Here is a 24,898-nt window from a genome sequence, read left to right on the forward strand (position 1 = left end):
GCAGATGTCCACCCGGCAGCAGGTACGGGTCTGGTCACCGCCGGTCGGCGGGATCACCGAAGTGCTGCACGCCCGATTCACCGACCACGCCTATCCCATGCACACCCATGGCAGTTGGACCCTGCTGGTGGTCGACGACGGCATCGTCCGCTACGACCTCGACCGTCACGAACACGGCGCGTTCCGGCAGGTGGTCACCCTGCTGCCGCCCGGAGTCGCGCACAACGGCAGCCCGGCCACCCCGGGCGGATTCCGCAAACGGGTCCTCTATCTCGACACCGGGCAGTTCGGTGACGGTCTGGTGGGTCGCGCCGTGGACCAACCGTCGTTCGACGACGTCACCCTGCGCCGTCGGATCGACCTGCTGCACACGTTGGTGGCGGAGCCCGGCGACGGGTTCGCCGCCGAGGTGCAACTCGCCGTCGTACTGGCACGGTTGCGGGCCCACCTCACCCGGCGTACGCCCGAGGCACCGGTGGTGCGCGACGCGCGGATCGCGCGCGGCCTGCGGGCACTGCTGGACGAGCACTTCGTGGCCGGGCTGAGCCTGCGCGACGCCGCCGAGGTCCTGCACGCCCACCCGACCTACCTGGTGCGGGCCTTCTCCACCGCGTACGGGCTCGGGCCGCACCAGTACCTGATCTCCCGGCGGGTGGACCGGGCCCGACAACTGCTGCGGGCGGGCCTGCCGGCTGGCGAGGTCGCCGTCGCCGCCGGCTTCTACGACCAGGCCCACCTGACCCGACACTTCAAACGGATCCTCGGATTCACCCCCGGCCGGTACCCGACCGCCGACGCGCGGCGGTCCTCGCCGCCCCGGCGTACGCCGAGCCAGGCGTGCCGGTCACGTTCGCGGTAGCTCGCCGAGTTACGGGTGCATCCGGGCACCCTTGATCACCTTGTCCACCCCGTTGCGTGGGCCGTACACGGCCAGGCCGGTCAGGTCCAGATCGGCGCGACCGACCGCGCGTACCACAGCCCGGTTGTCCCGGTCGTTACCGGTGCCGAACAGATCCGAGGTGAAAACCGCCAACGGCAGCTCACGCGCGACGGCGCGTTGGTGGGCGGCGGTCAACACCTCCTTCGAGCCGGCGAAGACCAGCACCGGCTGCCGGAACATCGGCAGGTAGGGCGTGCCGTCGGCGTCGGCGTACGGCTCGCCGATGACCTCGGGCGCGGCCCGGCCGATGCCGCTCACCAGGAACGCCGTCATGTTCAGCCGCTGCCAGACCGGCAGGTCGTCGCGGAGCAACACCGCGATCTTGGTGTCGAAGCGTACGGGCTCGATGCCGGTTTCCATGACACCGAGTGTGATGCCGTAGCCGGGCCGGGTCTTGTACGAATCTTCCCTGCGGCCGTTCACTGCGTTGCGCGCAGCTGGACCCGGCGCAGCAACTGGGCGTTGAGCGCCACCACGATCGTCGAGGCCGACATCAACACCGCGGCGACCGCCGGACTCAACGTCACCCCGGCCCAGGCCAGGACACCGGCGGCCAGCGGCAGCGCGACCACGTTGTAACCCGCCGCCCAGGCCAGGTTCTGGATCATCTTCCGGTACGCGGCCCGGGACAGCCGGATCACCCCGGTCACGCCGCGCGGGTCGGAGGAGGCGAGCACCACCCCGGCGGATTCGATCGCCACGTCGGTGCCGGCCCCGATCGCGATGCCGACGTTCGCGCGGGCCAGCGCCGGTGCGTCGTTGACGCCGTCCCCCACCATCGCCACCCGCAGCCCCCGGCGTTGCAGATCCGCCACCGCGTCGTCCTTCTCCGCCGGCAGCACCTCCGCGAAGACCTCGTCCGTACCCGCCCGGAAACCCAGATCGGCGGCGACCGCCTCGGCCACCGGACGCGCATCCCCGGTGATCATGACGATCTTCCGTACCCCCTGCGCCCGCAGGTCGGCGATAGCCTGCCGTGCCTCGGACCGCACCTCGTCCTCCAGCGCGAGCGCACCGAGCACCTCCGCTCGGCCATCGTGCAGCCGCAACAGGTGCAGCACGGCCGCACCACGGCGGGACCACTCTTCCTGCCGCCGGCTGAGATCGTCGGGAACGGCGGCGGCGAACTCCCGCAACAGCGCGGGTCCACCGACGGCGTAACTGGCACCATCGACCTCGGCCCGGACGCCCCGGCCGGTCAGCGACCGGAATCCGGTCGCCGTCCGGCGTAGACCCTGCGCCCCGGCGGCAGCCACGATCGCGCGAGCCAGCGGATGCTCGCTGTCCGCCTCCACCGCCGCCGCGATGGCCAGCACCTCCCGCTGCGCGTCCGTACCGGCCCTCTCCGGCCCGATCCCGCCGGCCGCGTCCCCGGTGGTGTTCTGATCGTGCGGACTGGCGGTGTTCTGGTTCTGTGGGCTGGCCGCGTCCTGGTCGTGTGGCTCGGTGGTGTTGTGGTCGTGTGGGCTGGCGGTGTTGTGGTTCTGTGGGCTGGCCGCGTCTTGGCCATGTGGCCCGGTGGTGTTCTGATCGTGCGGGCTGGCGGTGTTGTGGTTCTGTGGGCTGGCCGCGTCCGGGCCGTGTGGCTCGGTGGTGTTGTGGTCGTGTGGGCTGGCGGTGTTCTGGTTCTGTGGGCTGGCCGCGTCCTGGTCGTGTGGGCCGGCGGTGGCGGCGATGCCGGTGACCGCGTGTTCGCCCCGGGTCAGCGTCCCGGTCTTGTCGAACAGCACCGTGTCGACGGTTCGCATCCGCTCCAGCGCCAGCCGGTCCTTGACCAGGATGCCGCCCTTGGCGGCGACCGCCGTGGACAGGGCGATCACCAGCGGAATGGCCAGGCCGAGCGCGTGCGGGCAGGCGATGACGAGCACGGTGACCGTGCGGACCACCGCCTCGCTCAGGTTGCCGAGCACGGTCCACACCACGAGCGTGACCACGGCGGTGGCGCTCGCGATGTAGAACAACCAGGCGGCGAAGCGGTCGGCCAACACCTGCGCCCGGCCGCTGGACTGCTGCGCCTGCGCCACCAACCGCTGAATGCCGGCCAGCGCGGTGTCGTCGCCGACCGCGGCGATGCGTACCCGAAGCGCCGCGTCGGTGGCCACCGTGCCGGCCACCACCCGGTCACCGGCCGCCCGCAGCACCGGCCGCGACTCGCCGGTGATCATCGACTCGTCCAACTCGGCCTGCCCATCGACGACCTGCCCGTCCGCCGGCACCCGTCCACCCGGCCGCACCAGGACCGTGTCCCCGACGCGCAGCTCGGCCACCGGTACCCGCTCCGTCCCACCCCCCGGCCCGGTCCCGCCGTTCGGCTCGGTCTCGCCGTTCGGCCCGGTCCCGCCCTCAGGCCCGGTCTCGCCGTTCGGCCCGGTCCCGCCGTTCGGCCCGGTCCCGCCGTTCGGCCCGGTCCCGCCCTCAGGCCCGGTCTCGCCGTTCGGCCCGGTCCCGCCCGCCGGGCGGATCCGTTCCGCATCGTCGGGCAACAACGCGGCCAGCGCCGACAGGGCGCCCCGGGCCTGGCCGATCGCCTTCATCTCCTGCCAGTGCCCGAGCAACATGATGGTGACCAGCGCGGCCAGCTCCCACCAGAAGTCCAGATCGAACGCGCCGATCGCGGTGGCCAGCGAGGCCAGGTAGGCGACGCTGATCGCCATCGCGATCAGCAGCATCATGCCCGGGGCCCGGTCCTGGATCTCGCGTACCGCCCCTTGGAGGAAGGGCCATCCGCCGTACGCGAACACCACCGTGCCCAGCACCGGCCCCACCAGGTCGATCCCCGGAAAGTCCAGTTGGTAGCCGAACCAGTCCATCACCATGTGACTGCTGACCACGATCGGCACGGTCAGCACCAGGCTCAGCCAGAACTTACGACGAAACGCCTCCGGATCATGCCCCGCATGCTTGTCATGCCCCCCACGCTTGTCATGCCCCGCATGCCCGATGTGCCCCCCATGCCCGCGCCCCATCTCATCCCCTCCTCCCCGCCACGATATACCCCGTAGGGGTATAGGCGGCGCGGATCTTGGTACGAATGTGCCCCTATAAGGGCGCTTCCGTACCAAGATCTCTGGGGGGTTTGGGGGTAGGCGCCGGATCACTCGTAGGTGAATGGGTGCTCGGCCAGCTTCGACGCTGGTGTGCGGGGGTATCTGTGCCGCTCACGGCGTCGGTGGTGGGCGATCCGTGCCGCTCGGCGACCAGCGTGGATGGCGAGCGGCACGGGTCAGTCCCTGCGGGGTGGATCAGGCCAGGAACTGGGCGGGGTTGCGTTCGATCTGGTCCAGTTGTTCGCGCCGCCACCGGTCGACGAGCAGCCCGTGCAGTTCGACATGGGCGCGGAGTTCGCGCTCGGCCTTCTCCGTCGCCGCCGACGCGCCGGCCCGTAGCCGGGCGTTCTCCTCTTCCTCCAGGATCAGGTTCTCCGTGCGAAAACGCTGCACGTCACGCGTCTCCCGCAGTTCGCGGATCCGCTCGTACGCGGTCACCGGGCCGAGGAACACCAGCAACTTCGCCAGCACCGGCAGCATCTCCAGTGCGGTGATCAGCAGGATCAGCGCCAGGTAGGCGGCGCCCAGCGTGGCGTCGCGGTCGCGCAGGTCGTCCAGCGCGTCGATGCGGGCCAGCAGCCCGTCGTCCGCGCTGAGCCGGGCCGAGAAGCTGTCCTCTTCGTCCCGCCGGATCTGTTCGATCCGATCCAGCTCACCTCGGGCCGTTTCCAGGTCCGTGTCGGCGCTCTTGCGTTCCTCGGCGCGGATCCGCTCGGCATTCGTCCGTGCGGTCGCAAGCTGCTCCCGAGCCTGCTGGCGTTCGGTCGCCAACCGTCCTCGACGCTCGACCTTCTCCCGGTAGGCCGGACCCGCGCCGACCCGGCCGCTGCCGCACTTGCCTTCCTTCTCGCACACCACCGCCTTGTCGGCCGCCTCGTACGCGCGGCTGAGTCGCTGGTATTCCTGGCTGAGCCGGTTGACCGTCGGATCGTCCTCGACGTTGGTACCGCCGGTTCCGTTGACCACAGCCTGCAACTCGTCCACCCGCGCCTTGAGCGTGGGGATCGCGGTGAAGCGTGGATCCTCGGCCAGAGCCCGATTGAACGCCTCCTGTGCCACCCGGTGGTTGATCTCCAGTTGGGTCTCGATCTCACTCTCGAAGATCCGCAGCACGAGCGGCGTGGAAATGACCGCGCCGATCAGCATGGCCAGGGCCAGCCGGGGCAGTGCGGCGATCAGGTTGGCGTAGGCGGAGGGGCGACGGGTCACCCCGGCGATGAGCATCCGGTCGATGGTCAGCACCGCCAGACCCCAGAGCAGCCCGGCGAGCACGGCCCAGGCCAGGTCCAGGTCCATCGCCGTGGTCAAGGCGAAGGTCCCGGATACGGCGCCGAGGAACGCGGTGACAAGTACCGCCGCGCCAGTGGTCTGATAGCGATGCCGTTCACTGGGGCACTGTTCGAGAATGTCGGCGTCGGCGGCGGCGAGCCAGACGAAGAACTTACTGATCATGTTGTCTCCCCCGGTTCGGAAACAGGAAGGTGGTCAGGGGGCGTGGTGCCAGTCGACGTCGACCGGTCGGCACGTGGGGTGCCTCTGGTGACGCGGCCGTGCTCGGCGGCGCGCCCAGTGGCGGCAGGTTCGGTCGCCTGGAGGTGATCGCCGGAGTGGACGCTGGCGACAGCTGCGGTACCGGGACGGCACCACACCAGGGAGGTATCGCCAGCACCGAGATCACGGCCGACACCTCCTCCGCCGACCCGAACGGCCCGACGGCTCGAAGCCGGATCGGGCCGCTGGAGGTCGGGACGAGTTCGACGGATCCGTCGACGTCGTCGGTGACCACGCCGAAGCCCGGCGCGGCCACCAGCACGCTCCGCGCGTGCCGGGTCCGCCAGCGCACCGTCACGGCGTCGCCCGACAGGACGTGCGTACGATCCACATCGAGCAGATCCACCTGCGGTGGTCCGGCCCAGCGTCCCAACTCTCGGGCCCAGGTCGCAGCGGTGGGGCGGGCCTGGCGATCCTTCCAGCCGGTACGCAGGACCTGCCGGAACAGGTTGGCGAGGCCGGTGGGCAGTGCGGCGAACTCGGCCCGCCGCCAGTCCCGGTAAGCCTGATAGGTCGGCTCGGTCGAGTGATCGGGCCCATCCCGGTCCGCCTCAAGCGTCGCCGGTGCGAGGTCCGGTAGATGCCAGTACGGATGTGTCCCGAAGATCGCATGGTGCAGGACGACGGCGAGGGCCCACCGGTCGGTGACCGCGTCGGTCACCTCGGGGTGTACGCCGAACCGGTCGTACAGCTCGGGTGCGAGATGCCCGTCGAGGAGTTGGCTCCGGTCGGCATCGGCGCGGCCAACCGTCGCGGGCGCGGCGCCGGTCAGCACCGCCGCCGGTCGACCGGGGTCGACGAGCACGCTGGCGGTGTTGATGCCGCCATGCACGATGCCCGCCTCGTCGAGTGCGGCAACCGCCGTGGCGATCGACGCGGCCAGCCGGAGCCGCTCCCACAGCGGTCGGGCGAGGTGCCCGGCCGGGTCGTCGGTGAGCAGGTCGTGCAGCGGACGCGGCTGGTTGGCGTACCGGTCCGCGTCGAGCAGGACGACGTGTTCCTGGTGGGCGTCGTCCCAGGCGGCGCACACCACCGTGGACCGTGTCGCGATCGGCCAGCCTGGCCATCGCGGGGGTGCGCCGTCGCCTGCCACGGTCACCCCAGCACCAGGTGCGGCCGGCGACGGCCCGCCATCCGCTGCCGTGCGGCCACCCACACCACCCCGAGTTCCGGACCGGCGACCCTGGTGAGGTCGATGTCGGCCGGTGCCGGTCCAGGTTCGCCGCAGGTGGCGACGGCAAGCTGGATCCGGGAGTCGCTGGCGACCTCCGGGTGGCTCTCGCCCCGGCAGTCGCCGGCCGAGCCGATCATGGCCAGCAGGTCCACCGTTGCCGGCAGCCCGTCGTCACGTTGGTCGAGGAAGGACCGACTCAGCTGGTAGCCGGCGGCGAGGCCGGCGTCCAGTGCCGAGGGCGTGGTGACCGGGTCCGTGGAGAGTTGCCGGACGATGTCGGTCACCGCCCGGCCGGTGACCGTGTCCGCCCAGCCGTGCAGCGCCCTGGCGATCGTGTCGAACACCACCCAGGCGAAGTGGTGATTGGGCGCCGCGAGGGAACGGTTCGCCATGTCCACCACGTGGTCCATCGCGGTGGCCGGCCACTGGTCGCGCACGGTGGCGTCGATGAGGAAGACGACGAGTTGGTGACCGCTGCGGGGCGGAGGGGGCAGGATCATGGCAGGGCCCCGTACCGCTTGACGTGGCGCAGCAGGTCACCCATCCGGCGACCGGTCAGGGCCGCCCGGGCGGCGCGGAAGCCCTCGCCGTAGACCGGATCGGGCGAGCTGGCCATTCCCTGCCGCACCAGCGCCGCCCTGGGGTCCGGCTGCCGGCGCAACCACTCGTCGGCGGTCAACTCGCACAGCCCTTCCTCGACGGCCGTCGGCAGTTCAGGGAAGTCCCGTTGGCGGATCCAGACGTGCATGCTCTCGTGTGCGACGGTCGACCCGAAGTGCATTCGGGGCATCCCGGTACACACGGTGATCCCGGTGGCCGCGCCGTTGAGCAGATGCGTGACGCCGAAAGTGGTTCCTGCCGTTGCGCCTTCCGCGCTGTCCAGTTCGGCCGGCGTGCCGATCCGCACCCGGATCGGTGTCCGGAGGCGGACGCCCATGCGGTGCAGGCCGGCGCGCACCGTGGGCAGGTAGGCGCGAAGGTCGGCGGTCGAGCAGATCGCGGTGGCCGCGCAGGCGTCGCAGTAGCGACCCGTGGCCGAGTTGCGCATCGGCGCCGCGCAGAGCAGGCACGCTGGGCTGTCGCGGTGGGCGAGACAGAACCGGTCACCGAGGTGGTTCTCCCACCAACTGGTGCCCAGCCGCAGCCCACACAGTCGGCAGGAGCGGGCACGGTCAACGTACCCGGATCCACGTGCCGTCGGTGTCCCGTCGCCAGCCATCGGTTCCCACCACCTTCCGGGCCGGGAGTGGAAGCGCTGGCCTGGCGGGTGGTACCAGTGGAGCGCCGAGTCGTTCGCGGAGGTGGAACAGCCAGTCCCGGGCCTTCGGGCGGTCCTTCGGCGGTCCGTCGAGCGCCGCCCGCAGTAGCCGGGCGCCGGCCGATCCGAGCACCGGCGTGGCGATGGACCAGTCGCGGTTCACCGACGACCTGCGGCCCGGCGTGAGGCAACGAAGGATGAACAGGGCCAGCTTGTAGCGGTCGGTCAACTGGGACGAGCCCCGCACCCGTTCCGGCGGATCCCAGTCGGGGGAGTCCTGCTGCTTGTTGACTGCGGCGCTGCCGCGTACCCGAGCCGCGTCGCAGTCCACCAGCAGCACCGACGGGGTGGGGTGCAGCCGGTAGAGGATGTTCCGGGCGGACAGGTCGCCATAGACCAGGTCCGCACCGTGCATCAGCGATATCGCGTACGCGAGTTGGGCGCAGACGGCGATGCGGGACCGGACATCGCCGTCTGCGGGCACGTCGATCTCGCTCCGGCGGGCGGTGGCCGGATCGAAGATCAGATGTTGGACCTCCCGGGGTATGCGTTCCGGGGGGCCGAAGGGCAACGCGATGGTCTGCATGAAGTCGTCGGAGATCAGGCGCATGAGCACCCCGGCGGGGGCGCCGTCGCCGTCGACCACCACCCGGAGCGGCCAGACGGCCAGGTCGTCGAAGGCGGCCCGGCGCTGCGGTGCCATCCCGACCCGCACGGCCACCAGATGTTGCAGACCGGCCAGGGAGACCGACATCGATCGGAGTTTGTACTCCTTGAACACCAGCGGTCCCGGTGTGGCCGGCAGTTGGTAATCGCGCAGCAGGTAGATCGTGCCGTTGGCGCCGGCGTTGAGCCGGTCCCGCACGCCGAGGTCGTCGACGGAGACAGGTTTGGGCTGCTCGGTCACGGCTCGATCCCCGCCGGATCCCAGACCCCCACCACCGTACGGTCGTCGTCGTAGCTTTTCCGCCCGAACCCCACCTGAAGCGCGAAGTCCAGGGCGGACGCCGGTACGCCGGACCAGGCCCGGGCGAGAGCCGTGCCGACATCTCCGGTGCCGTCGCCCAGTGGGTCGCCCACCCCGTCGCTCATCGCCAGCATGACCGCGTGGACGGACACCCACTGCGTACGCACGGGAAGGTTCGCCGGATCGTCGGGCAGTTGCGGTAGGGCCACGGTTTTCGAGGAGGCGACCTCCTGCCCGGCGCCCTTGACCTCGGTGAGGCAGTTCCAGGTCCGGTCCGCCTCGATGACCCAGGCGGGCGAATCACCCAGCCACGCGACCTGGACCTGCCGCTGGCCGTTTTCCGCCTCGGTGGGACACACCAGGATCGTCACGGTCGTGGCCATCGCCGCGGGCACCTCGTGTCGGGGGAGCTTCAGCCGCTGCTCGCCCGTTGACAGGATCCTTCGCGACAACTGCTGAAACAGGTCGTACCACTCGGTCCGAGTAAGTGGGGTTGTCCGGTCGTGCAGCAGCCGGGCGGCCTGATGGGTGGCGTGGCGAGCGACCAACTGGGCCGCCCGGTGGGAGTGCTGGGCGGAGGAGAGTCCGTCCGCGACGGTGACCACCAGCCACCGCTCATCCGCAGAGGTGCTGACCGCGTAGGCATCCTGTCGTGGGCCACCCTTCTGGCGGTGGGAGAGCCCACGCACGCTGGCCGCGTACACCGAGAGAGGGCCTAGCTGGCCGCCGTCGAGGACGGTGTCCGGGGCGTCGAGCGTCCGGCCGAACAGTGGTTGGATCTGGGTGAACGAGTCGCCGGGGTTACCGATCTCCCAAGGTCGGACTGGCTGTGGCCCGTCGACCGCCACGCCGGTCGGCGGATCGGTCGGGTCCTCGCCGGGGTCCCCCATCCCGTTCTGGGCTGAACCTAGGGGGTCCACCTCGTTCTCCTGCGCGGACCGGAGCCGGTGGCGGCCCGCCGGCCGCGGCTTGGGCGGGATCGCCGTCCCCCTTGCCTCGGGCAGCAGGTCGCCGTCCATGCTGGACTGTCGACCGAGATACGGATCGGGATCGATGTCCGCCTCGTCGTCCGGGCCCTGCCCGCGCTGGTCATCGGGATGATCAGACCAGGTGAAGGCCGACCGGTCGGATCGCTGGCCGATGTTTCGGCTCTCCGGAGCGGTCGGAAGCGGTGGCGGGGCGTACGGTTCGGCGCTGGACGGCTGCTCCATGCTCAGTCCAGCCAGTCATCTTCGACGTCCAGGCTCGGCGGCACATCCCCCGGCCCGGGCAGAATCAGACCGGAACCACCCTGGGCGATGCTCTGCCCGGAGGCCAGCACCGAGGAGATCAGCACCTCGGTCATCGCCCGAATGGCTTCTGCGGCATCTTTGCCGGTCTTCATCATGTAGAGCTTGCTCTTGCTTGGGGGGTATGCCAGCTTTCGCAGGATGTCCCGATCGGCGGTGTCGACGCCGCAGGGGACGAGCACCGGGTACCACCGGAAACCGGCATTCGTCTCCCGGTCGTACTCGGTGAGCGCAGCGAAGTCGCTCTGCCAGTCGTCGAGGGGCTCACCGTCACTGATGAAGAAGACCGCCGGACGGTGCACGCGGTATCCGTCGCTGCGCAGTTGTGCAACGTCGGTCTCCAACTGCTGGCGCAGCATCCGGAACGCGGCGCCGTAATTGGTGCCGCCACGCAGGTCCAGGCTCGGCAGAGTGGTCAGCCGCGACACGTCGCAGAGCGGCACCCGCAACTCCGCGTCGTCGGCGAAGTCGAGCATGCCCAAGCGGACCTTGTCGTTGAGGATCGGGTTCTTCGTGAGCGCGTTCACGACGGCCGGGAAAATCTCCCGGGCCGCGTCGAGTTTGTCTCCCTTCATCGACCAGGAGACGTCGATGACCAGGTAGAAGGGGAGAAGGATTCCCTGTTCGGACATTGTCGAACTCCGTTTCCTGACTCAGGTTCGAGGGTCGGTTCCGGCGCCACCGGAGCGGTTGCCGGCGAGGGCGGTGAGCATCTGGGCGAGCAGGGCGACGACGTTGTGCTGCTCCATCGCGAGTGGAGCCCCGTCCGATCCCGGTCGCCCGTCGCCGTCGATGAGTCGCCGCAGGAGCTGCTCCACCAGGTCAGGGCGCTTGTCGGCACCGATCTCACTGAGCACCAGCGTGATCTTGGCGAGATGGTGCTGGTCCGCGCCGATCTGCCGTTCATGGGCGCGGTGCCCGGCCGACTCCCGGAGGCAGAGCGCCATCAGATAGGTGGCGGTGGTGGTGATGCCGATGGAGGCGATCAGGATCGGCCACTGCGGGTTGTTCCGGTGTGCGAGCGCGCCGACGACGAGCACGACCAACCCGAGCGCGCCGAAGCCCAGCCCCACGTGGCGCCAACGGTCGGCCTGCCGGCGCTCGCGGCTGCGGGTCCCGTCGTCGGTCCAGAACTCCGTACGGCGCACCCGCAGGTCGGCGCAGAGCAGCCGGGCCTCCTCCCGCAGCCTGGTGAGGAGCGAGAACTCGGTCTGGTAGGCCCGGCGCTCCCGATACAGCAGTTCGGCCACGCGCTGATCCAGGCCACGGAGTTGCTCCGCCAGCAGCACGCCCCGGTGTTCGTCGTTGCTGCGGTGCCGCCGCAGCGACTCCTCAAGCCTGCCCAACTGGGCGTCGACCTGGTCGGCCACGTGGCCAAGCGCCTGCTGCTGGACCTCGGTCAGCAACCGGAATCGGCGGCTGCGGGCATCGCCGTCGGGGTCGACCAGGCGCAGAAGATCGTCAACGGTGCGGCCGGCGTCCCGGATATCGCGGTTGAGCGTCGCGAGGAGTGCCAGCCGCTGGCTGTCCCCGGCGCCCCCGGTCCGCGCCCAGCAGAGCTCCACCTGGTCGAACAGCACGTTGACGCGGGTGGCGACGGCCGGCGTGTCCAGCAGGGCGTCCGGTGCCTCGGTGAGCCGGTCCAGCGCCAACTGGAGCAACCCGACACCGTCGGACAGGGTGAGGCGGTTCGACAGCGGTACGCCCTCGGTCAGTTGGATGAGCTGGCGGCGGGCGGCAGCGACCCGTTTGCCCATCTGGGCCGGGGCGGCGGGCGGGGGCGTCATGCCGATCCTGTTCGGCGCAGCCCGGCTGCGGCGGCCAGCACCGCCGGTGCCTGCTGGGCGTTGCTGACGATCACCCCCAGCAGCGGCTGGAGGTCGTCCGGGTCCGCGTCCTCGGCGACGAGCTGCCGTAGCTGCCGCAGCGCGCGGTCAACCTGCTCGGGGTCGCCGAGGCGGGCCCGGTTGTCGCGGACCGCCGCCGCGAGCTGGTCGAGCGGGTCGGGCCCGGTGCTGCCGTTGGTCGCCTGTGCGTGGTCGCCTATTGCCAGGGCATTCGCGTTCGCCTGCCCGACGTTGTAGGTGCTCACTCGTCGCCTCCGGTCGGTTCGAGGGGGTCAGGGGGTGCCCGCCCAGGGCAGCGTGAGGCCGGGCCCGGTGGGCGGTGTCGTGGGTGAGGTCGAGGCCAACGCCGGCTGACCCGTGGGGCCCACGGGGGCCGTGGCCTGCGCGTTGGTGCCGATGGCCATGGTGTTGGCGAGGGCGGTCTGAATGTTGTAGTTGGTGTTGTTGATCTTTGATCTGTCCTGGTTGAACTGGGTCGTGTCGACGCCGTGCTGATCGAGGAAGCGTTCGATCCCGGTGAGGACCCGGCGGCGTAGTGCGTTGAGGGTCATCTCCTCGTCCGCGTAGGCGAACAGGAAGATCCGCTCGCGGTCGGCCGCCAGATCGCGGATGTTGGTGGCCGCACCACGATCGAGGGCCTGGGCCCGCCGGACCCGGCGCCGATCGGCGGCGAGCGTGCGTGACCTGCCCAGATCCAGCAGCCCGATGTGAAGCAGTTCGAGCGGGCTGCGCACCAGCAGCCGCCATGCCGAACGGCCGGTGTCACGCAGGGCGTACCAGATGACCTCGTGGGTGTTGCGGGCGAGCCGGTCCAGCGCGCACATCTCGGCCCGAATCGGAAGCAGCACGAACGCGTGGCCCTCCACGAAGAGGTCCCCCGCCGCCAGCCCGACCCGGACGAAGAGGCTCACGACCAACTCGCCACGCCACGAGAACTTCTCGATGCAGAGGTAGGTCCGGGCGTCCGGTCGAGGCTTGGCAATGCCGAGGCGCAGGGCCTTCGGATCGACCCGGGACGCGGGCCGGTCGAACGGGTCCGGAAGCAGCGTCGGAACCGCCGCCACGCCGGTGCCACCGACGAAGAGCCGATTGTGCACCCGCAGGTCCGCAATGCCTGCGGCGCGGACCGCCCGGGTCAGCTCGCGATGCAGATCCACCGCGTCGAAGGGTTCGACCTGCCGGGGATTTCCCGCCGGGTCGGTGGCCGCCTTTGTCGCGTCCACGTCGATGCTCCAACTGCCCAGCGGCAGCCCGCAGCCGTCGAACGGCCATCCGCCGCGGAACACCACGACATTGCTCTCCATGACCTCGGCGAGGCGTCGCTCGACGGCGGGATCGGCCGGGCTGGCAAGGTCGCGTAGCTGCCCGCCGGCACCGTTGACGCGTTGCGCCGACCGATGCGCCACGATCATGGTGGTCAGCACGATGCCGTACGGCAGCACCAGCCCGACGCAGACGGCGGCCGTCATCAGGACACCGACCGCCTGACCGAACCACAGCGGATCGACGGTCAGCAGGAGCATGACGGCCAGGACCAGGAGCACCAGGTTGGCGGCGAGCAGACAACGCATCAACAGGCTGCGCCGGTAGGCGGTACTGGCATGGCGCACCAGCGCGATCAGGTCGACGCCGAAGGCCGGCCCCACGGATCGCAGACCGGGGGCGGTCAGTTCGTTGACCACGTACCGGGCGAAGGAGGGCGACAGATGGGCGTACGAGCACAGGTACCTGTCGACCGCGTCCGCCGTACCCCCCGGGGACCCGGCAGGGTCAGACGCCATCGCCGGCAGCCCTTCGGCCCGCGGTGAACCAGGTGCCGCCGGTGGGTCCGATCACGGCGTGTGCGGAACCGAGGACGACACCCGACCCGGCGGACGGCATCCCGGCGGTGTCGGCGGGCGCCGTCGGGCCGTTGGCGGCGACGGTACGACGCACCGCCGAGCTGTCCGCAGCCGCGGCCACCCAAGGCGCCGGCAGGTACGCCCAGGCGGAGAAGTTGCTCTCCTTCACCGTCACCGGGATGCGCCGGAACTGCTCCGGCGCCGGCCCGTAGCCCTGCCGGACCACGGCATCGAAAACCGCGTCGGAGACGACCAGAACCAGGTCCGCGTCGGGCGCATCGGCGATCAGGTCGCGCGCTGCGGGCGCGTCGAGCAGCCGGGCACACTCGCTGAGCACGATGCCCGCCCAACCGCCATGTGGCTCGCGATTCAGAAGCCCCATGTGGATGGCGACCCGAAGGCGCAACCGCGAGCGTTCGTTGGCGGACTGCCGATGGACCCGTAACTCGGTGACCAGGTTGTCGACGAAGGGGCTGACCATGGCCAGTGGCGACACTGCCGCCGGTGCGTGCAGGCGGAAGCCGTCGCCCAGGTCCGTCGGAGCCAACTCCGCCAGATCCAGGTCCTGCCGGCGAAGCGTCCGTTCGAGAACTCCGCGCAGGTCGTCGCGCATCTTCAGCTGGAGCTGATCGTGGCGGGCACTGGAGCCGACGACGTCGGTGGCCACGATGGTGTGGTGGAAGGGTTGAAAGCTCATGACATCTCCCGCGATCGCGTGCCATTCACTCTTAGTGGGGATTCCGGCGGAGCTCTGTGTACGGAGACACAGAAGAGAACTGGTCCGGCGAATCGGTCAGAGTTCAGTCGGCGATCAGGTCAGCTCGATCGACCACAATCCGCGAGCGACCCGTGCGAACGGCTCCCGATTCACGCAAACGGCGTAACTCGCGTGCCGTCGCCTCCCGGGACACCCCCGCGAGATCGGCCAGGTCCTGTTGGGACACGGGTACGACCACCGGCCCGGCGTCGCTGGGAAACAGGCCCGCCAGGCGGAGCAGGGCACGGCGTATCCGCTCCGGCACGTCGTAGGCGACATGGTCGAGGAGCCGGTGGTCCGACTCCACGGCGCCGCCGCCGATCACCTCCAGCAGGGGTGCGACGAGCCAGGAATGGTCCCGCAGGGTGGCCGACACCCGGGGACCGGACACGGTCACCACGGCCGAGGGCAACACGGCGACCATGGACAGCCGGACGGCCGCCCGGTCACCGAAATGACTCACGATGCTTCCGGCGGACCTGACCGCCAGCGTCGCGGTGGTGCCGTTCTCGGCCAGCCCGACCAGCTTGACCGCACCCTCCACGACCAGCGTGATGGCCTCCGGTTGGAGGTCCGGAAACGGCGTGGCCGAACCGACCGCCAGCAGCCGGTATCTGCCCGCCGTACGCAGGACCTGCCAGGCCCGGGGGATGCGGTCGCGGTCGGTCGATGGCCGTGCCGGCAACTGGCGTGCCGGCGTACGTGGGCCGCCGCTCGTCTCGGCGGCGAGCCGGCGGGTGTCAGGTCTGGCCTCGTGGCCTGTCGCGCCCATGCGGCCAGCCTGAATCCGGGACCGAGAACGCACGTGTTCGTCGATCACAGCCGCTACGTGTCCGTTGACACAGAGCGGCACAGCGACCGCAGCACCTCGGGTCGAACGACGACGATTCGCTGTCGACTGGTCCGCAGGACGTCCCGTTCCCGCAGTGCGCGCAGCGTACGGGCGGCCATCTCCCGGGAGGTCGCGGCGGCGGTGGCCAGCTCCCGTTGGGACAACGGCAAGTCGATGACCAACCCGTCGGGTGTGTCGACACCGTGCCGGGCGGCCAGTTCGAGCACCCGCGCCGCGATCCGAGCCGAGCTGCTCGTCGAGACGTACTCCAGGCGGTGGCGATCGGACTCCCGCAGGTTGCGAGATATGTGACGAAGCAGGGAAAGCGCCACCTGCGGATATTGTGTCAATGATCTGACAAAGCGCTCGTCGTCAATAACCACTGCTGATACCTCCAGCAACACCTGAGCTGAGGCCGACCGGTTCGCACCATCGATCGCGGCCAACTCGCCCAACACATCACCCGGCCCCCGGAGCGCGAGCAGCGCCTCCTCTCCGGTCCGCGACGTCGAAGTGACCTTGACCCATCCCTCCAGCAGCAGGATGACGTGCCGAGAAGGATCTCCCTGGTGGAACAGGATGCTGCGCGGTCGATAGACCCGACGGGCGCCAAGCTCCAGAAAGGCACGGCGTACGTCGGGCTCCAGGGCCGCCAGAAACGAATCCGGATGTGGCGCGATCTTCGGCATGACGCTCCCGCGCGATCGGTGATGTCGGCCTCTCACCGTAGGGCACGACAGATTGGCCATCGTTCGTCCACAAGGTCCGTACGAATCGGCCGGGTGACCGCCGGTCGCACCGCTTCTACCCACCCGCGAATAGCCATTTGACGCACTCGATCACACGACATCGACATCGTCGTCGCATCCTTCGCCTGCCAACGTGAGCCGTATGGTGCGAAACAGCGGAGCGGCCTGCGGTCCTGGTGATGCGGATCGAGGGGCGGCAACGCCCGACACCGTCGACGCCGATGGCCTGGATGACGTGGTGCGGGTGGCAGAGGCCCTCCTGGCCCAGTCGCGGGAGGAGCTACGCCGAGCCGACAGCAAGGCGTTGCAGGGCCTGGCCGTCGTGGCGGCGCTTGCCGTCCTCTGGACCGCACCCCTGACCGACGGCCTCTGGCGACCGGCGAGCCTCCATTGGTCGGGCCAACTGAGTTGGTGGCTGGGCTGGGCGCTGTGGTGCGCGGCCGCCGGGTCCTTCGGTGCCGCGGCCTTCCCGTGGCTGAGCTCCGCCCGCACCGAGAGCGTCGTCTACTTCGGCGACGTCAGCCGGTTGGCCGGCAACCTGCGCCGGTTGTCCGCCGCGCTGTCGAAAACCGCCTCGACGTACGTCCAAGGGCTCCTGGCCGAGTTGGCCTGGACCAGCCGTACCGCGATGCGCAAGTACCAACTCGTCCGGGTCGGATTCGCCGCCGTCGCGTTGGCGACCGCGGCCATGCTGCTGGCGCTGGCCTGACGGGCAAGGCTCGGCGGCCGGGCTGCGGCCGGCGTTGGCCCGGTGGGCGCTCAGGCTGGCGGCGGTGAGAACGCACCGCTACCTGCGGCATCACCACGACAATTGGCGCCTATCACCATGTTCTCCGAACGGCGTCGCCAGGTGCCTATAGGGCGAAATTGGCGAAATGTAATGGCGGGGTGCGCTGCCAGGCCCAACTGCCGCCGACGTACGGGCTCGCCGAGGTGCAGATCGCCGCGAAATCGAACGAATCAGCGCTTTCGCGCCGCTGCGGTCCCACTCGACAGCGCCGGTGCCGACGGTCGACCGTGCGCCCTCATCGTCGCGTGACCAGGAGCAACCCCAAACCGCAACAGCCTTGCAACACCCTTGACATCGGAAGACGTGCCCAGCGACACTACCCATGCTAATTCGATTTAGCAGAGCACCAGATCGAAAGCGTGCCGGAGCGAGTCGTCAGCGGGCAAGCCCGGTGGCCCAGGAGGAGGCTCCTCATGTCCAACCACCCCACCGCGTCTCGTCCCGCAGACATCGCCTGTCGGCCGCCGGCACCCAGCACATCCCCGTAGTACCCACCCCCGACGTTCGGCGAGCCGGACGAGCACCCGGCGGCAGCGCCGACGCGCGAGGGCGCCGCCACCCTCCGGTGGCTCCTGCGGCACCGAGCCGAACCAGGAATCGATGAATTCAGCCAGACGCCACCCGGGCTCGGCCGGAGGTGAACAGCGGGCCCTCAGTTGCCGTTTTCCGAAACAAATGCGAATAAGGCCACGAGAAGAGACTACAAAGGAGAATGCCCAAATGAGGAAGGCGATCGGAAGGCGCAGGCTCAGGCGTGCGGTCTCGTTGCTCGCGTTCATGTCACTCAGTGCGGTCGGAATCGTCGCCGCGCCAGCTGCCGTCGCAAACGAAGCCGCGACCGTGGAAGGCGCGACCGTCAAGGCGGACCAGGGCTCGCCGACCGGATACACCGTTGAATTCGTCTACCGCAATCCCAACGCCACGCAGGTCCGACTTGCCGGCGACCTGACGCTACTCGATGTCTTCACCGGCACCACGCGGTATCAGCCGGAGGCGTGGCAGACGGGTCGGTACCACGCTGGCGGTACCGAGTTCCTCAGGGACATGACCAGGGATTCGAACGGAAACTGGTCGGTCTCGCTCCCGCTGCACGCCGGCGGCCTCAGCTACTGGTACCGGGTCTGGGACCCGACGCAGGGCTGGGTGAACAAGCGCATCTGGGACCCCGCCTCGACGAACCCCCGCCCCCCGGGCCAGTCCTCGTTCCGGGTGAGGAACAACGACGTCCTCGACGCCGTGTACGTGCCGTACGCCGAAAAGCAGAACGACCCGGTGCTCAAGGAGCGGGCGGAATACGAACTGCCGATCACGGACCCCGCGAAGCGGGGCACCGTCAAGTACATCCCGTACACCACGATTCTGGGCGACGGCGGCCATTACCTCGGCGTCTACCTGCCGGCCAACTACGACGCCAACCGCGCAGAGCCCTACAAGGTCGCGTACCTTGCCCACGGCATTTTCGGTGACGAGACCGACTTCATGGTCCCGGCCAATGTCCCGAACATCCTGGACAACATGACGGCCAAGGGTGAGATCGAGCCGACCGTGGTGGTCACCATGGGCAACCACTTCACCGGCACCAGCCTCGGCTTCGCCTCGTACAACCAGACCAACGCCGCCAACAACCTGGTCCAGACGATCCTTCCCCTCATCGAGGAGAACTACAACGTCTCGACCGAGCGGGACGGGCGCGCCTACGCCGGATTCTCGTACGGCGGCATGACGGGTGCCCACGTCATCCGGGGCTACCCGACCACCTTCGCCTTCTACGGACACTTCTCCGGCAACCCGGCGCTCTCGACCCAGGACTACGACAACGTCGCCACCGCGGTCGGAAACGACGACCTCTTCGTGTTCCTCGGCAACGGTGTCTTCGAAGGCAACCTCAACGCGCAGAACACCATCGCGAACAACTTCCGGGCGCGCGGCTACACCGCCGAGACGACCCAGGTCCCCGGCGCGCACGACGGAATGACGGCGAGCCAGCTGTTCACGATCTTCGCCAGGGACTACCTGTGGTCCGGAGTCGACTCCGTGTCGGTCACGCCCGCGACGGAGAACCTGACGAAGGGCTGGAACTGGGTCAAGCAGTTCACCGCCAACGTCACCACGAACGAAGGCGTCAGCGGGGCGGTGACCTGGTCGGTCGAGGGCGCCAACTCGGCGGGCACGACCATCTCCGCGGACGGTCTCCTCTCGGTGGCCGCCAACGAGACCGCCTCGGCGCTCACCGTCGTGGCAACGTCGGTGGTCGACCCGACCAAGGCAGCCTCAGCCCAGGTCACCCTGACCGCCCCTGGCACCGCACGAGTCGTCGTCAAGGCGAAGGCCGCACCCGCGTCGGTCGTCCGTGGTGGCACCTTCACCCTGAACGTCGACGTACGGGCACAGCACCAGCACAAGAAGGCCCCGACGGTGACCGGCGAGATCGCCGTCACCTTCGGCGGCACCACGCAGGTGGTTCCGCTGACCGACGGCGCGGCCGTCGTCACCCTGCCGACCACCGGACTGCCGGCCGGCGGCTACCCGGTCCACGTCGCCTACTCCGGTGACTCGACCTACACCCCGGACACCGCAGTACACCAGCACCTGCGGGTTCGGTAGCCAGTAAGCATGGTGGGCCGACGACCTCCCGTCGTCGGTCCACCATCACCGGCCATTCGGGCGCCGGACGCAGGTGCTGGTGTAGCGCCGTCTCTGCCGGCCGCCGACCGGAAACCGGGGATGCCGGTGTACCAGCTGGCGTGGGCTGGGAGAACAGCGGTGCGGGGTGACGTGGGTGAAGGTGGGCCACTCCCTGCTACCCCGGGTGAAGCCCTCGGTCGCTAGACTGGCCACTCGCGCCCTCGTAGCTCAGGGGATAGAGCATCGGTTTCCTAACCCGACGCTCCGCCGCTGTCCGTAGGCCGATGACCTGCGGCTTCCTCTTTTTGTCGGTGCGTGCCGGTCGCTTCTCGGCCTTGCTGCGATCGATTGTTGACGATCAGCACACCACGCCCTTCGGTCCTCGGGTTCTGACCCGCTTCGGTGGCCCTGACCGGCCGTGGAGTGAACTGCGGGGGAGGTCAGTCTGCTGTCGAGGCGGAAACCTGCCACAGTGCGCTGACCGGCATTGCGCGGAGTCGGTCGCCGAACGGCAGCGTGGAGGTTCCGGTGTAGAGGACGACGCCGGTGATGAAGTCGTCGCCGAGGCGCTCGGCAAGTCGGCGTAGTCCGCGGAAGTCGTCGGGTCCGACGGTGGTGGCTGCTTTGACTTCGATCCCGACCACCTGACCAGCTCGATTCTCGAGCACCGCGTCGACTTCGTACCTGCTCTGGTCCCGGTAGTGGGACAGGTCGACGAACTGGTCGGACCAGGTGAGCTGGCGGGACAGCTCGGACAGGACGAATGATTCGAGCAACGGGCCGAACGGTGCGCCCGGCCGGAGCAGTGCCCGGGCGTCAGTCGCGATCTCGTTGGCGGCGATGCCCGAGTCGACGAAGATCAGTTTTGGCGCGGCGGTTGCCCGGCTGCCCAGGTTGCGGGACCAGCCGGGGATCCGTTTGACCAGAAAGATCTCTTCCAGTGCCTGGAGGTAGCGGGCGATCGTCGGCCGGCTGAGCCCGAGGTCGGATTCGAGGGAATTGGCGGCGATGATGGTCGCGGATCTGGCCGCGAGGAGTCGTACCAGCTTGCGTAGCTCGCCCTTGTGCTGGATGTCGGACAGTTGCCGCACATCGCGGTCGACGAGCGCCTGGACGTAGGCGTCGAGGAACCGTTGGCGGCGGCGTGGGTCGGTGCGGGTGGTCGCCTCGGGTAGGCCGCCGCGCACGATTCTGGCCGCGTAGTCGGCGCGGGACACGTCCGACTCGTGTCGCAGGTCCGGGCCGCGCGCGAAGATGGCGTCGACGAATCCATCCGGCGCTGCGTCGAGTTCGCCCTGGGAGAACGGCCAGAGTTCGACGGTTTCCATCCGGCCTGGCAGCGCGTCCGGGGCAGCCACCATGCCGAAGAGGCGAGATGAGCCGGTGAGCAGGTACCGGCCAGGACGGGGATCCTCGTCGACGGCAGCCTTGATGGCCAACAGGAGTTCCGGAGCACGCTGGATCTCGTCGATGACCAGGAGTTCGGAGGAGTCCACGAACCCAACGGGATCGGCGATCGCCGCCGCCCGGTCCTGGGCCCGATCGAGATCGCGGCGTTCGGCTAGACGATCGCCGGCAACGAGGCGGACCAGGGTGCTCTTGCCTGCTTGGCGTGCTCCGTTGATCAAGACGACGCGGGTGTCGGCCAGGGCAGCGTTGACCTGCGCGGCGGCGTGGCGGGGGATCAGGTGCGAGGTGGGCACGGCGTCATGATAGCGGGCGCGTTTCGATTTGCGAGGGCCTTAGGTTTCGATTTGCGGCACCAGGTATGTTCGATACGCGGCCATTTGATGTTCGATTTGCGGGCCACCCGGCCGGGGCGTTCGTGAAAGGGGTCCACCGTCATGCCGCGTTGTTGCGGGTGGCGGCGAGTTCGGGAAAGGCTTTTTCCCAGCGCTGGCGGAGCTGGGGTGGCAGCCAGAGGGTGGGCCAGAGCCTCCGGAGGAGGTCGGCGTCGAGCCAGGTGTGCAGATCCTCGACGGTACTGGCTTCGGTGAGCACCACCTTGTACATGCTGGCCAGGCGTGCGGTCCGGTTCAGGTCGTACTCGGGGTGCCCGGACCAGTCGAGGTGACGCGGGAGTGTCACCGTGCCTTCGGTCGGGCCGTGCAGCGCGGCGAGGGTTTCGGCCACTATGTAGGGCTTCCGGTCGCCGTAGGGTCGGTAGTCCGGCGGCGGCTGGGGTGATGTCCTGCGCCGGCTGATGTTGGTCGCCCGTCGGACTTCCGGTCGGAGCGCCTGACGGATGGTCTCTCGGCTGTATCCGGTGGCCCGCTGCAGATCCACCGGCCGCCAGCCGGCCGCATGAAACGCCCGCAGCTGGTCATCCCGCTCGGTCAACGCAGCCGCCCGCGTCGCCTCGTACCTGGAGACAACCGCCTGCAACTCATCCTCGGAGAACCGACCCATGGCCGTCAGCCTACTACGCTAGGCCAAGCACGCTTGGCTTTGTCATATCCCTGTAACCGGCGGGACCAGCCATGGTGATCGCGATGGGATGCACTCATGTTCTGGTGAAGCCGAGGCCCCGGTATCCGGGCATGCGGCGTGGGAGTGAGGCGGCGAGGATGGGGGTGGCCGGGTCGTGGTAGTCGTGGACCTCGGCGAGGTCCTTGCCGGGCGCGGCGCGGATGACGCGGCCGGCGCACTGGACGAGTAGGCCATCGAAGGAGATCGGGGCGGCGAGGAAGAGGGTGTCGAGGGCGGGGGCGTCGAAGCCTTCACCGATGAACGGTGTGGTGCCGATGACAAGCAGGCCGTCGCCGGCCTTGGCGCCGTCGAGCCGGTCAACGATGGTCCGCCGTTCGCGGGTGCTCATCGCGCCTTGGAGCACGAGCGGCTGGTGTCCGCGTGCGGCGAGCAGAGCGGTGAGCGCCTCGACCTGGGCGACCCGTCGGGTCAGGACGAGACAGTTGCGGCCGCGGGTCAGGGCTACGGCGACATCATCGGCGATCTGGGTGTTGCGGGGCTCGTCGAGGGCCAGTCGCCGGTGCACCTCGGCGAGCGCGCCGGGCACGTCCAGGTCGATGTCGCCGGGCTGGAATGTGGTCTCGTGGATGAACAGCGTTCGACGGGGTCCGGCGTCGGGGTGCATCGCCGCCGCGAGAGTGCCTTGTTGCTCGTCGGTCAGGGTGTGTCGGACGGGTCCGAGTTGCCAGGTGACGAGTTGGCCGAGGCCGTCGCGTCGGGTGGGTGTGGCGGTGAGGCCGAGCCAGAACTGCGCGGCGATCCGTTTTACCGAGTGCTCGTACGCGGCGGCGCCGAGGTGGTGGCATTCGTCGACGATGACGTGCCCGTACCCCTGGGTCAGGGTGGCGACGTCGTCGCGCCGCGCGAGGGAGGGCAGCAGCGCGATGTCCACCGTGCCGGTGAGCTTGCGTCGTCCGCCGCCGAGTTGGCCGGGCTTGATGCCGAGGAACTGTTGGATGCGGGTGCGCCACTGGTCGGCGAGGGCTTTGCGGTCGACGAGGACGAGGGTGGGGGTGTTGCGTTCGGCGATCACGGCGCAGGCCATGACGGTCTTGCCGGAGCCGGGTGGGGCGACCAGGATCCCGTCGTCGTGGGCGAGAAGCGCGCCGACCGCGGTGGCTTGCTTGCTGGTGAGTTCGGCGGTGAACGCGGTGTCGATCTCGGTCCCGGAGTTTCGTGCGTCCGTGACGGCCAGCCGTGACCCGGCGCGTTCGACGATCGTGGTGATGGTGTGCCGCAGGCCCCGCGGGAGGACCAGGCGGTCATCGAGGGTGAGGTCGTAGCCCTGGATGAAGCGTGGGGTGTCCCAGGTGGACTTGCGTAGTCGCTGCAGTTCGTAGAACTTCGGGTTGGCCATGGCGGCGGCGTGTTTGAACGTCGCCAGTGCGGCGGGGGTGAGCTGTCTGGCGTCGATGCTCAGCCCGGCGCCGGCCTCAGCGTGGACCACCGGAGGTAGCGGAGGATTGACCTGGGTTGCGGCGGACCGGCTCATCGTGGCGATGTCGGCACCGGTGACGGCTTGCTTGGCCTGCCGGGCGATGTGTTCGGCGTCGCCGGCGCTGAGCCGGTCCAGCGTCGACAGGAACGCCCACTGGTCCGCGTACGGCTCGAGCGTGCCGAGGTCGAGGAAGGTGGTCAGTCCGTCCTTGCGACGACGGCCCTGTAGCGGTGCGGCGATGAGGTTGCCGAAGCCGCCGTCAGGCAGCACGTCCTGGTTGGGGAACAGCCGGTCGTACGACCGCAGATCCATCGACCCGCGCAGCACCATCGCCTCACGGAGAAGCACGGTGCCGACGGCCCGGCCGGTGGCCGCGGGAACAGCGCCGGTGAAGAAGACCCACACGTGGGCGCCGCGGCCTGACTGGGAGATCTCCAATGCAGCCGGCACCGCGCTGGCGCGTGCTGCCTTCACGTAGGCGAGGGCGTCGAGCATCGCCGTCGGCCCGTCGAAGTCGGCCACGATGAAGTGGCAGGTGTTGCCGGGCATCAGCGGGTACAGGCCCATGAACACGTCGCCGACGAGATGCGCGGCGACGACCTCCGTCGTGCGGGGCAGGTAGGTGGCATCCCGCCGGTCCATACCCTTACGCCAGCCTCCGGCGATCGCGGGCATCCAACCGGCAGCGCCGGTACGGGTGTTCTCCCACCGCACGGCGTACACGTCGGTCCGGGCCCGGAACCGGTCGGCGAACAACGCCAGCTTGTCCCGAGTCGGCGAAGCCATGGTGACCAGCCCTGGCGGCTCAACCGGCGCGGACAACTGCTCCGGTGCCGCAGTCGTGTCCTGGCCGCGCAGCTCCAGCAGACGTGCCAGCCGGGTGTTCTCCGCCCGTAACCGCTCCACCTCCCGCCGAAGATCGACGAACTCGGCCACCGAACCCATGCCGACCATCCTCGCGCATCGGGCTCCGAGCACCCCGACAGCGGTCCGATATCCTCCGCCGATGGCATCGAAGGGTAACGCCGCGCTGGAGGCGATGATCGAGGAAGCGACCGTCGACGCGTGCGGCGACGACGAACAGCTCACCGGCCTGTTCACCATGATCGAGGAGCATCTGGCGGTGCCGTTCACCACCACCGTCCTCGGCGTCGAGGTCACCGTGCGGAAGATCGACCTGACCGCCGACAGCATCGTGGCGGTCTGCGCCCGCGGCCGACACCGGCAGAGGATCGGCATACTCGACCTGCCGCTACCCACCCCCGCGCCGGACGGCGCCGCGTGGATCGACGCCTACCGTCACTGGGTCGGGAGGTAGGCCACG

22 protein-coding genes are annotated in these 24,898 nt (G+C 69.5%); 4 read left to right on the top strand and 18 right to left on the bottom strand.

Features of this window, described 5'->3' with window-relative positions:
* Positions 1-4: 4 nt before the first annotated feature.
* Positions 5-859 carry a helix-turn-helix transcriptional regulator gene (locus E0H26_RS03460; protein ID WP_131300722.1) on the top strand — a complete coding sequence of 285 codons (855 nt, stop codon included), beginning with the start codon at positions 5-7 and terminating at the stop codon, positions 857-859.
* Positions 860-868: 9 nt separating this feature from the next.
* Here the strand turns inward: E0H26_RS03460 and E0H26_RS03465 are convergent, their stop codons facing one another.
* The 15 genes from E0H26_RS03465 to E0H26_RS03535 form a co-directional block, all read right to left on the bottom strand.
* Positions 869-1,300 (bottom strand): DUF2000 domain-containing protein, encoded by a 432-nt coding sequence (locus E0H26_RS03465; RefSeq protein WP_131300724.1) that lies wholly within the window; start codon positions 1,298-1,300, stop codon positions 869-871.
* Positions 1,301-1,359: 59 nt separating this feature from the next.
* Positions 1,360-3,906, bottom strand: a complete 2,547-nt coding sequence (locus tag E0H26_RS03470; protein WP_131300726.1) for an HAD-IC family P-type ATPase — start codon at positions 3,904-3,906, stop codon at positions 1,360-1,362.
* A 276-nt stretch (positions 3,907-4,182) separates the two neighbouring features.
* Positions 4,183-5,439, bottom strand: coding sequence for a DUF4407 domain-containing protein (locus E0H26_RS03475; protein ID WP_131300728.1), 1,257 nt, complete (start codon positions 5,437-5,439; stop codon positions 4,183-4,185).
* Positions 5,429-6,568 (bottom strand): serine/threonine-protein kinase, encoded by a 1,140-nt coding sequence (locus tag E0H26_RS03480; RefSeq protein ID WP_131300730.1) that lies wholly within the window; start codon positions 6,566-6,568, stop codon positions 5,429-5,431. Before E0H26_RS03480 ends, E0H26_RS03475 begins: the two co-directional genes overlap by 11 nt.
* 65 nt (positions 6,569-6,633) lie before the next feature.
* A complete protein-coding gene (locus E0H26_RS03485; RefSeq protein WP_131300732.1) occupies positions 6,634-7,212 on the bottom strand; it encodes a hypothetical protein in 579 nt (192 codons plus the stop codon).
* Positions 7,209-7,931: a protein DA1 gene (locus E0H26_RS03490; RefSeq protein ID WP_131300735.1), complete on the bottom strand. Its 723-nt coding sequence runs from the start codon at positions 7,929-7,931 to the stop codon at positions 7,209-7,211. Before E0H26_RS03490 ends, E0H26_RS03485 begins: the two co-directional genes overlap by 4 nt.
* Positions 7,885-8,877 (bottom strand): protein kinase family protein, encoded by a 993-nt coding sequence (locus tag E0H26_RS03495; protein WP_131300737.1) that lies wholly within the window; start codon positions 8,875-8,877, stop codon positions 7,885-7,887. Before E0H26_RS03495 ends, E0H26_RS03490 begins: the two co-directional genes overlap by 47 nt.
* The gene (locus E0H26_RS03500; protein WP_131300739.1) at positions 8,874-10,148 is read right to left on the bottom strand and encodes a protein phosphatase 2C domain-containing protein; all 1,275 of its coding nucleotides are present in this window, start codon (positions 10,146-10,148) and stop codon (positions 8,874-8,876) included. The genes E0H26_RS03495 and E0H26_RS03500 overlap by 4 nt, the downstream gene beginning before the upstream one ends.
* Before the next feature lie 2 nt (positions 10,149-10,150).
* Positions 10,151-10,858, bottom strand: a complete 708-nt coding sequence (locus tag E0H26_RS03505) for a vWA domain-containing protein (RefSeq protein WP_131300741.1) — start codon at positions 10,856-10,858, stop codon at positions 10,151-10,153.
* Between the two features lie 21 nt (positions 10,859-10,879).
* The gene (locus E0H26_RS03510; RefSeq protein ID WP_131300743.1) at positions 10,880-12,013 is read right to left on the bottom strand and encodes a hypothetical protein; all 1,134 of its coding nucleotides are present in this window, start codon (positions 12,011-12,013) and stop codon (positions 10,880-10,882) included.
* Positions 12,010-12,318, bottom strand: coding sequence for a hypothetical protein (locus tag E0H26_RS03515; protein WP_131300746.1), 309 nt, complete (start codon positions 12,316-12,318; stop codon positions 12,010-12,012). The genes E0H26_RS03510 and E0H26_RS03515 overlap by 4 nt, the downstream gene beginning before the upstream one ends.
* Positions 12,319-12,345: 27 nt before the next feature.
* The gene (locus tag E0H26_RS03520; protein ID WP_131300748.1) at positions 12,346-13,854 is read right to left on the bottom strand and encodes a hypothetical protein; all 1,509 of its coding nucleotides are present in this window, start codon (positions 13,852-13,854) and stop codon (positions 12,346-12,348) included.
* The gene (locus tag E0H26_RS03525) at positions 13,844-14,611 is read right to left on the bottom strand and encodes a hypothetical protein (protein WP_131300750.1); all 768 of its coding nucleotides are present in this window, start codon (positions 14,609-14,611) and stop codon (positions 13,844-13,846) included. Before E0H26_RS03525 ends, E0H26_RS03520 begins: the two co-directional genes overlap by 11 nt.
* A gap of 103 nt (positions 14,612-14,714) precedes the next feature.
* On the bottom strand, positions 14,715-15,443 hold the full coding sequence (locus tag E0H26_RS03530; RefSeq protein WP_131300752.1) for a Crp/Fnr family transcriptional regulator: 729 nt from the start codon (positions 15,441-15,443) through the stop codon (positions 14,715-14,717).
* A gap of 53 nt (positions 15,444-15,496) precedes the next feature.
* The gene (locus E0H26_RS03535) at positions 15,497-16,192 is read right to left on the bottom strand and encodes a Crp/Fnr family transcriptional regulator (protein WP_131300754.1); all 696 of its coding nucleotides are present in this window, start codon (positions 16,190-16,192) and stop codon (positions 15,497-15,499) included.
* A 304-nt stretch (positions 16,193-16,496) separates the two neighbouring features.
* On the opposite strand from E0H26_RS03535, the gene E0H26_RS03540 reads away from it, so the two are divergent.
* Positions 16,497-16,961, top strand: coding sequence for a Pycsar system effector family protein (locus E0H26_RS03540; protein ID WP_131300756.1), 465 nt, complete (start codon positions 16,497-16,499; stop codon positions 16,959-16,961).
* A gap of 921 nt (positions 16,962-17,882) precedes the next feature.
* Positions 17,883-19,646: an alpha/beta hydrolase-fold protein gene (locus E0H26_RS03545; protein WP_165521752.1), complete on the top strand. Its 1,764-nt coding sequence runs from the start codon at positions 17,883-17,885 to the stop codon at positions 19,644-19,646.
* Between the two features lie 461 nt (positions 19,647-20,107).
* Here E0H26_RS03545 and E0H26_RS03550 read toward each other — a convergent pair whose 3' ends face one another.
* The 3 genes from E0H26_RS03550 to E0H26_RS03560 all read right to left on the bottom strand — a co-directional run bounded on the left by E0H26_RS03550 (position 20,108) and on the right by E0H26_RS03560 (position 24,519).
* Entirely contained in the window at positions 20,108-21,370 is a 1,263-nt protein-coding gene (locus E0H26_RS03550) for an ATP-binding protein (RefSeq protein ID WP_131300760.1), read from the bottom strand.
* A gap of 139 nt (positions 21,371-21,509) precedes the next feature.
* Positions 21,510-22,076, bottom strand: coding sequence for a hypothetical protein (locus E0H26_RS03555; RefSeq protein WP_131300762.1), 567 nt, complete (start codon positions 22,074-22,076; stop codon positions 21,510-21,512).
* 94 nt (positions 22,077-22,170) lie between these two features.
* Complete coding sequence (locus tag E0H26_RS03560; protein ID WP_131300764.1) at positions 22,171-24,519, bottom strand: DEAD/DEAH box helicase; 2,349 nt, start codon at positions 24,517-24,519, stop codon at positions 22,171-22,173.
* A gap of 61 nt (positions 24,520-24,580) precedes the next feature.
* Between E0H26_RS03560 and E0H26_RS03565 the strand changes: the two genes are divergently transcribed.
* The gene (locus E0H26_RS03565) at positions 24,581-24,892 is read left to right on the top strand and encodes a hypothetical protein (RefSeq protein WP_206024862.1); all 312 of its coding nucleotides are present in this window, start codon (positions 24,581-24,583) and stop codon (positions 24,890-24,892) included.
* The last annotated feature ends 6 nt before the right edge of the window (positions 24,893-24,898 follow it).

This window comes from Micromonospora zingiberis (genome assembly GCF_004331455.1).
GTDB classification, from domain to species: Bacteria; Actinomycetota; Actinomycetes; order Mycobacteriales; family Micromonosporaceae; genus Micromonospora; species Micromonospora zingiberis.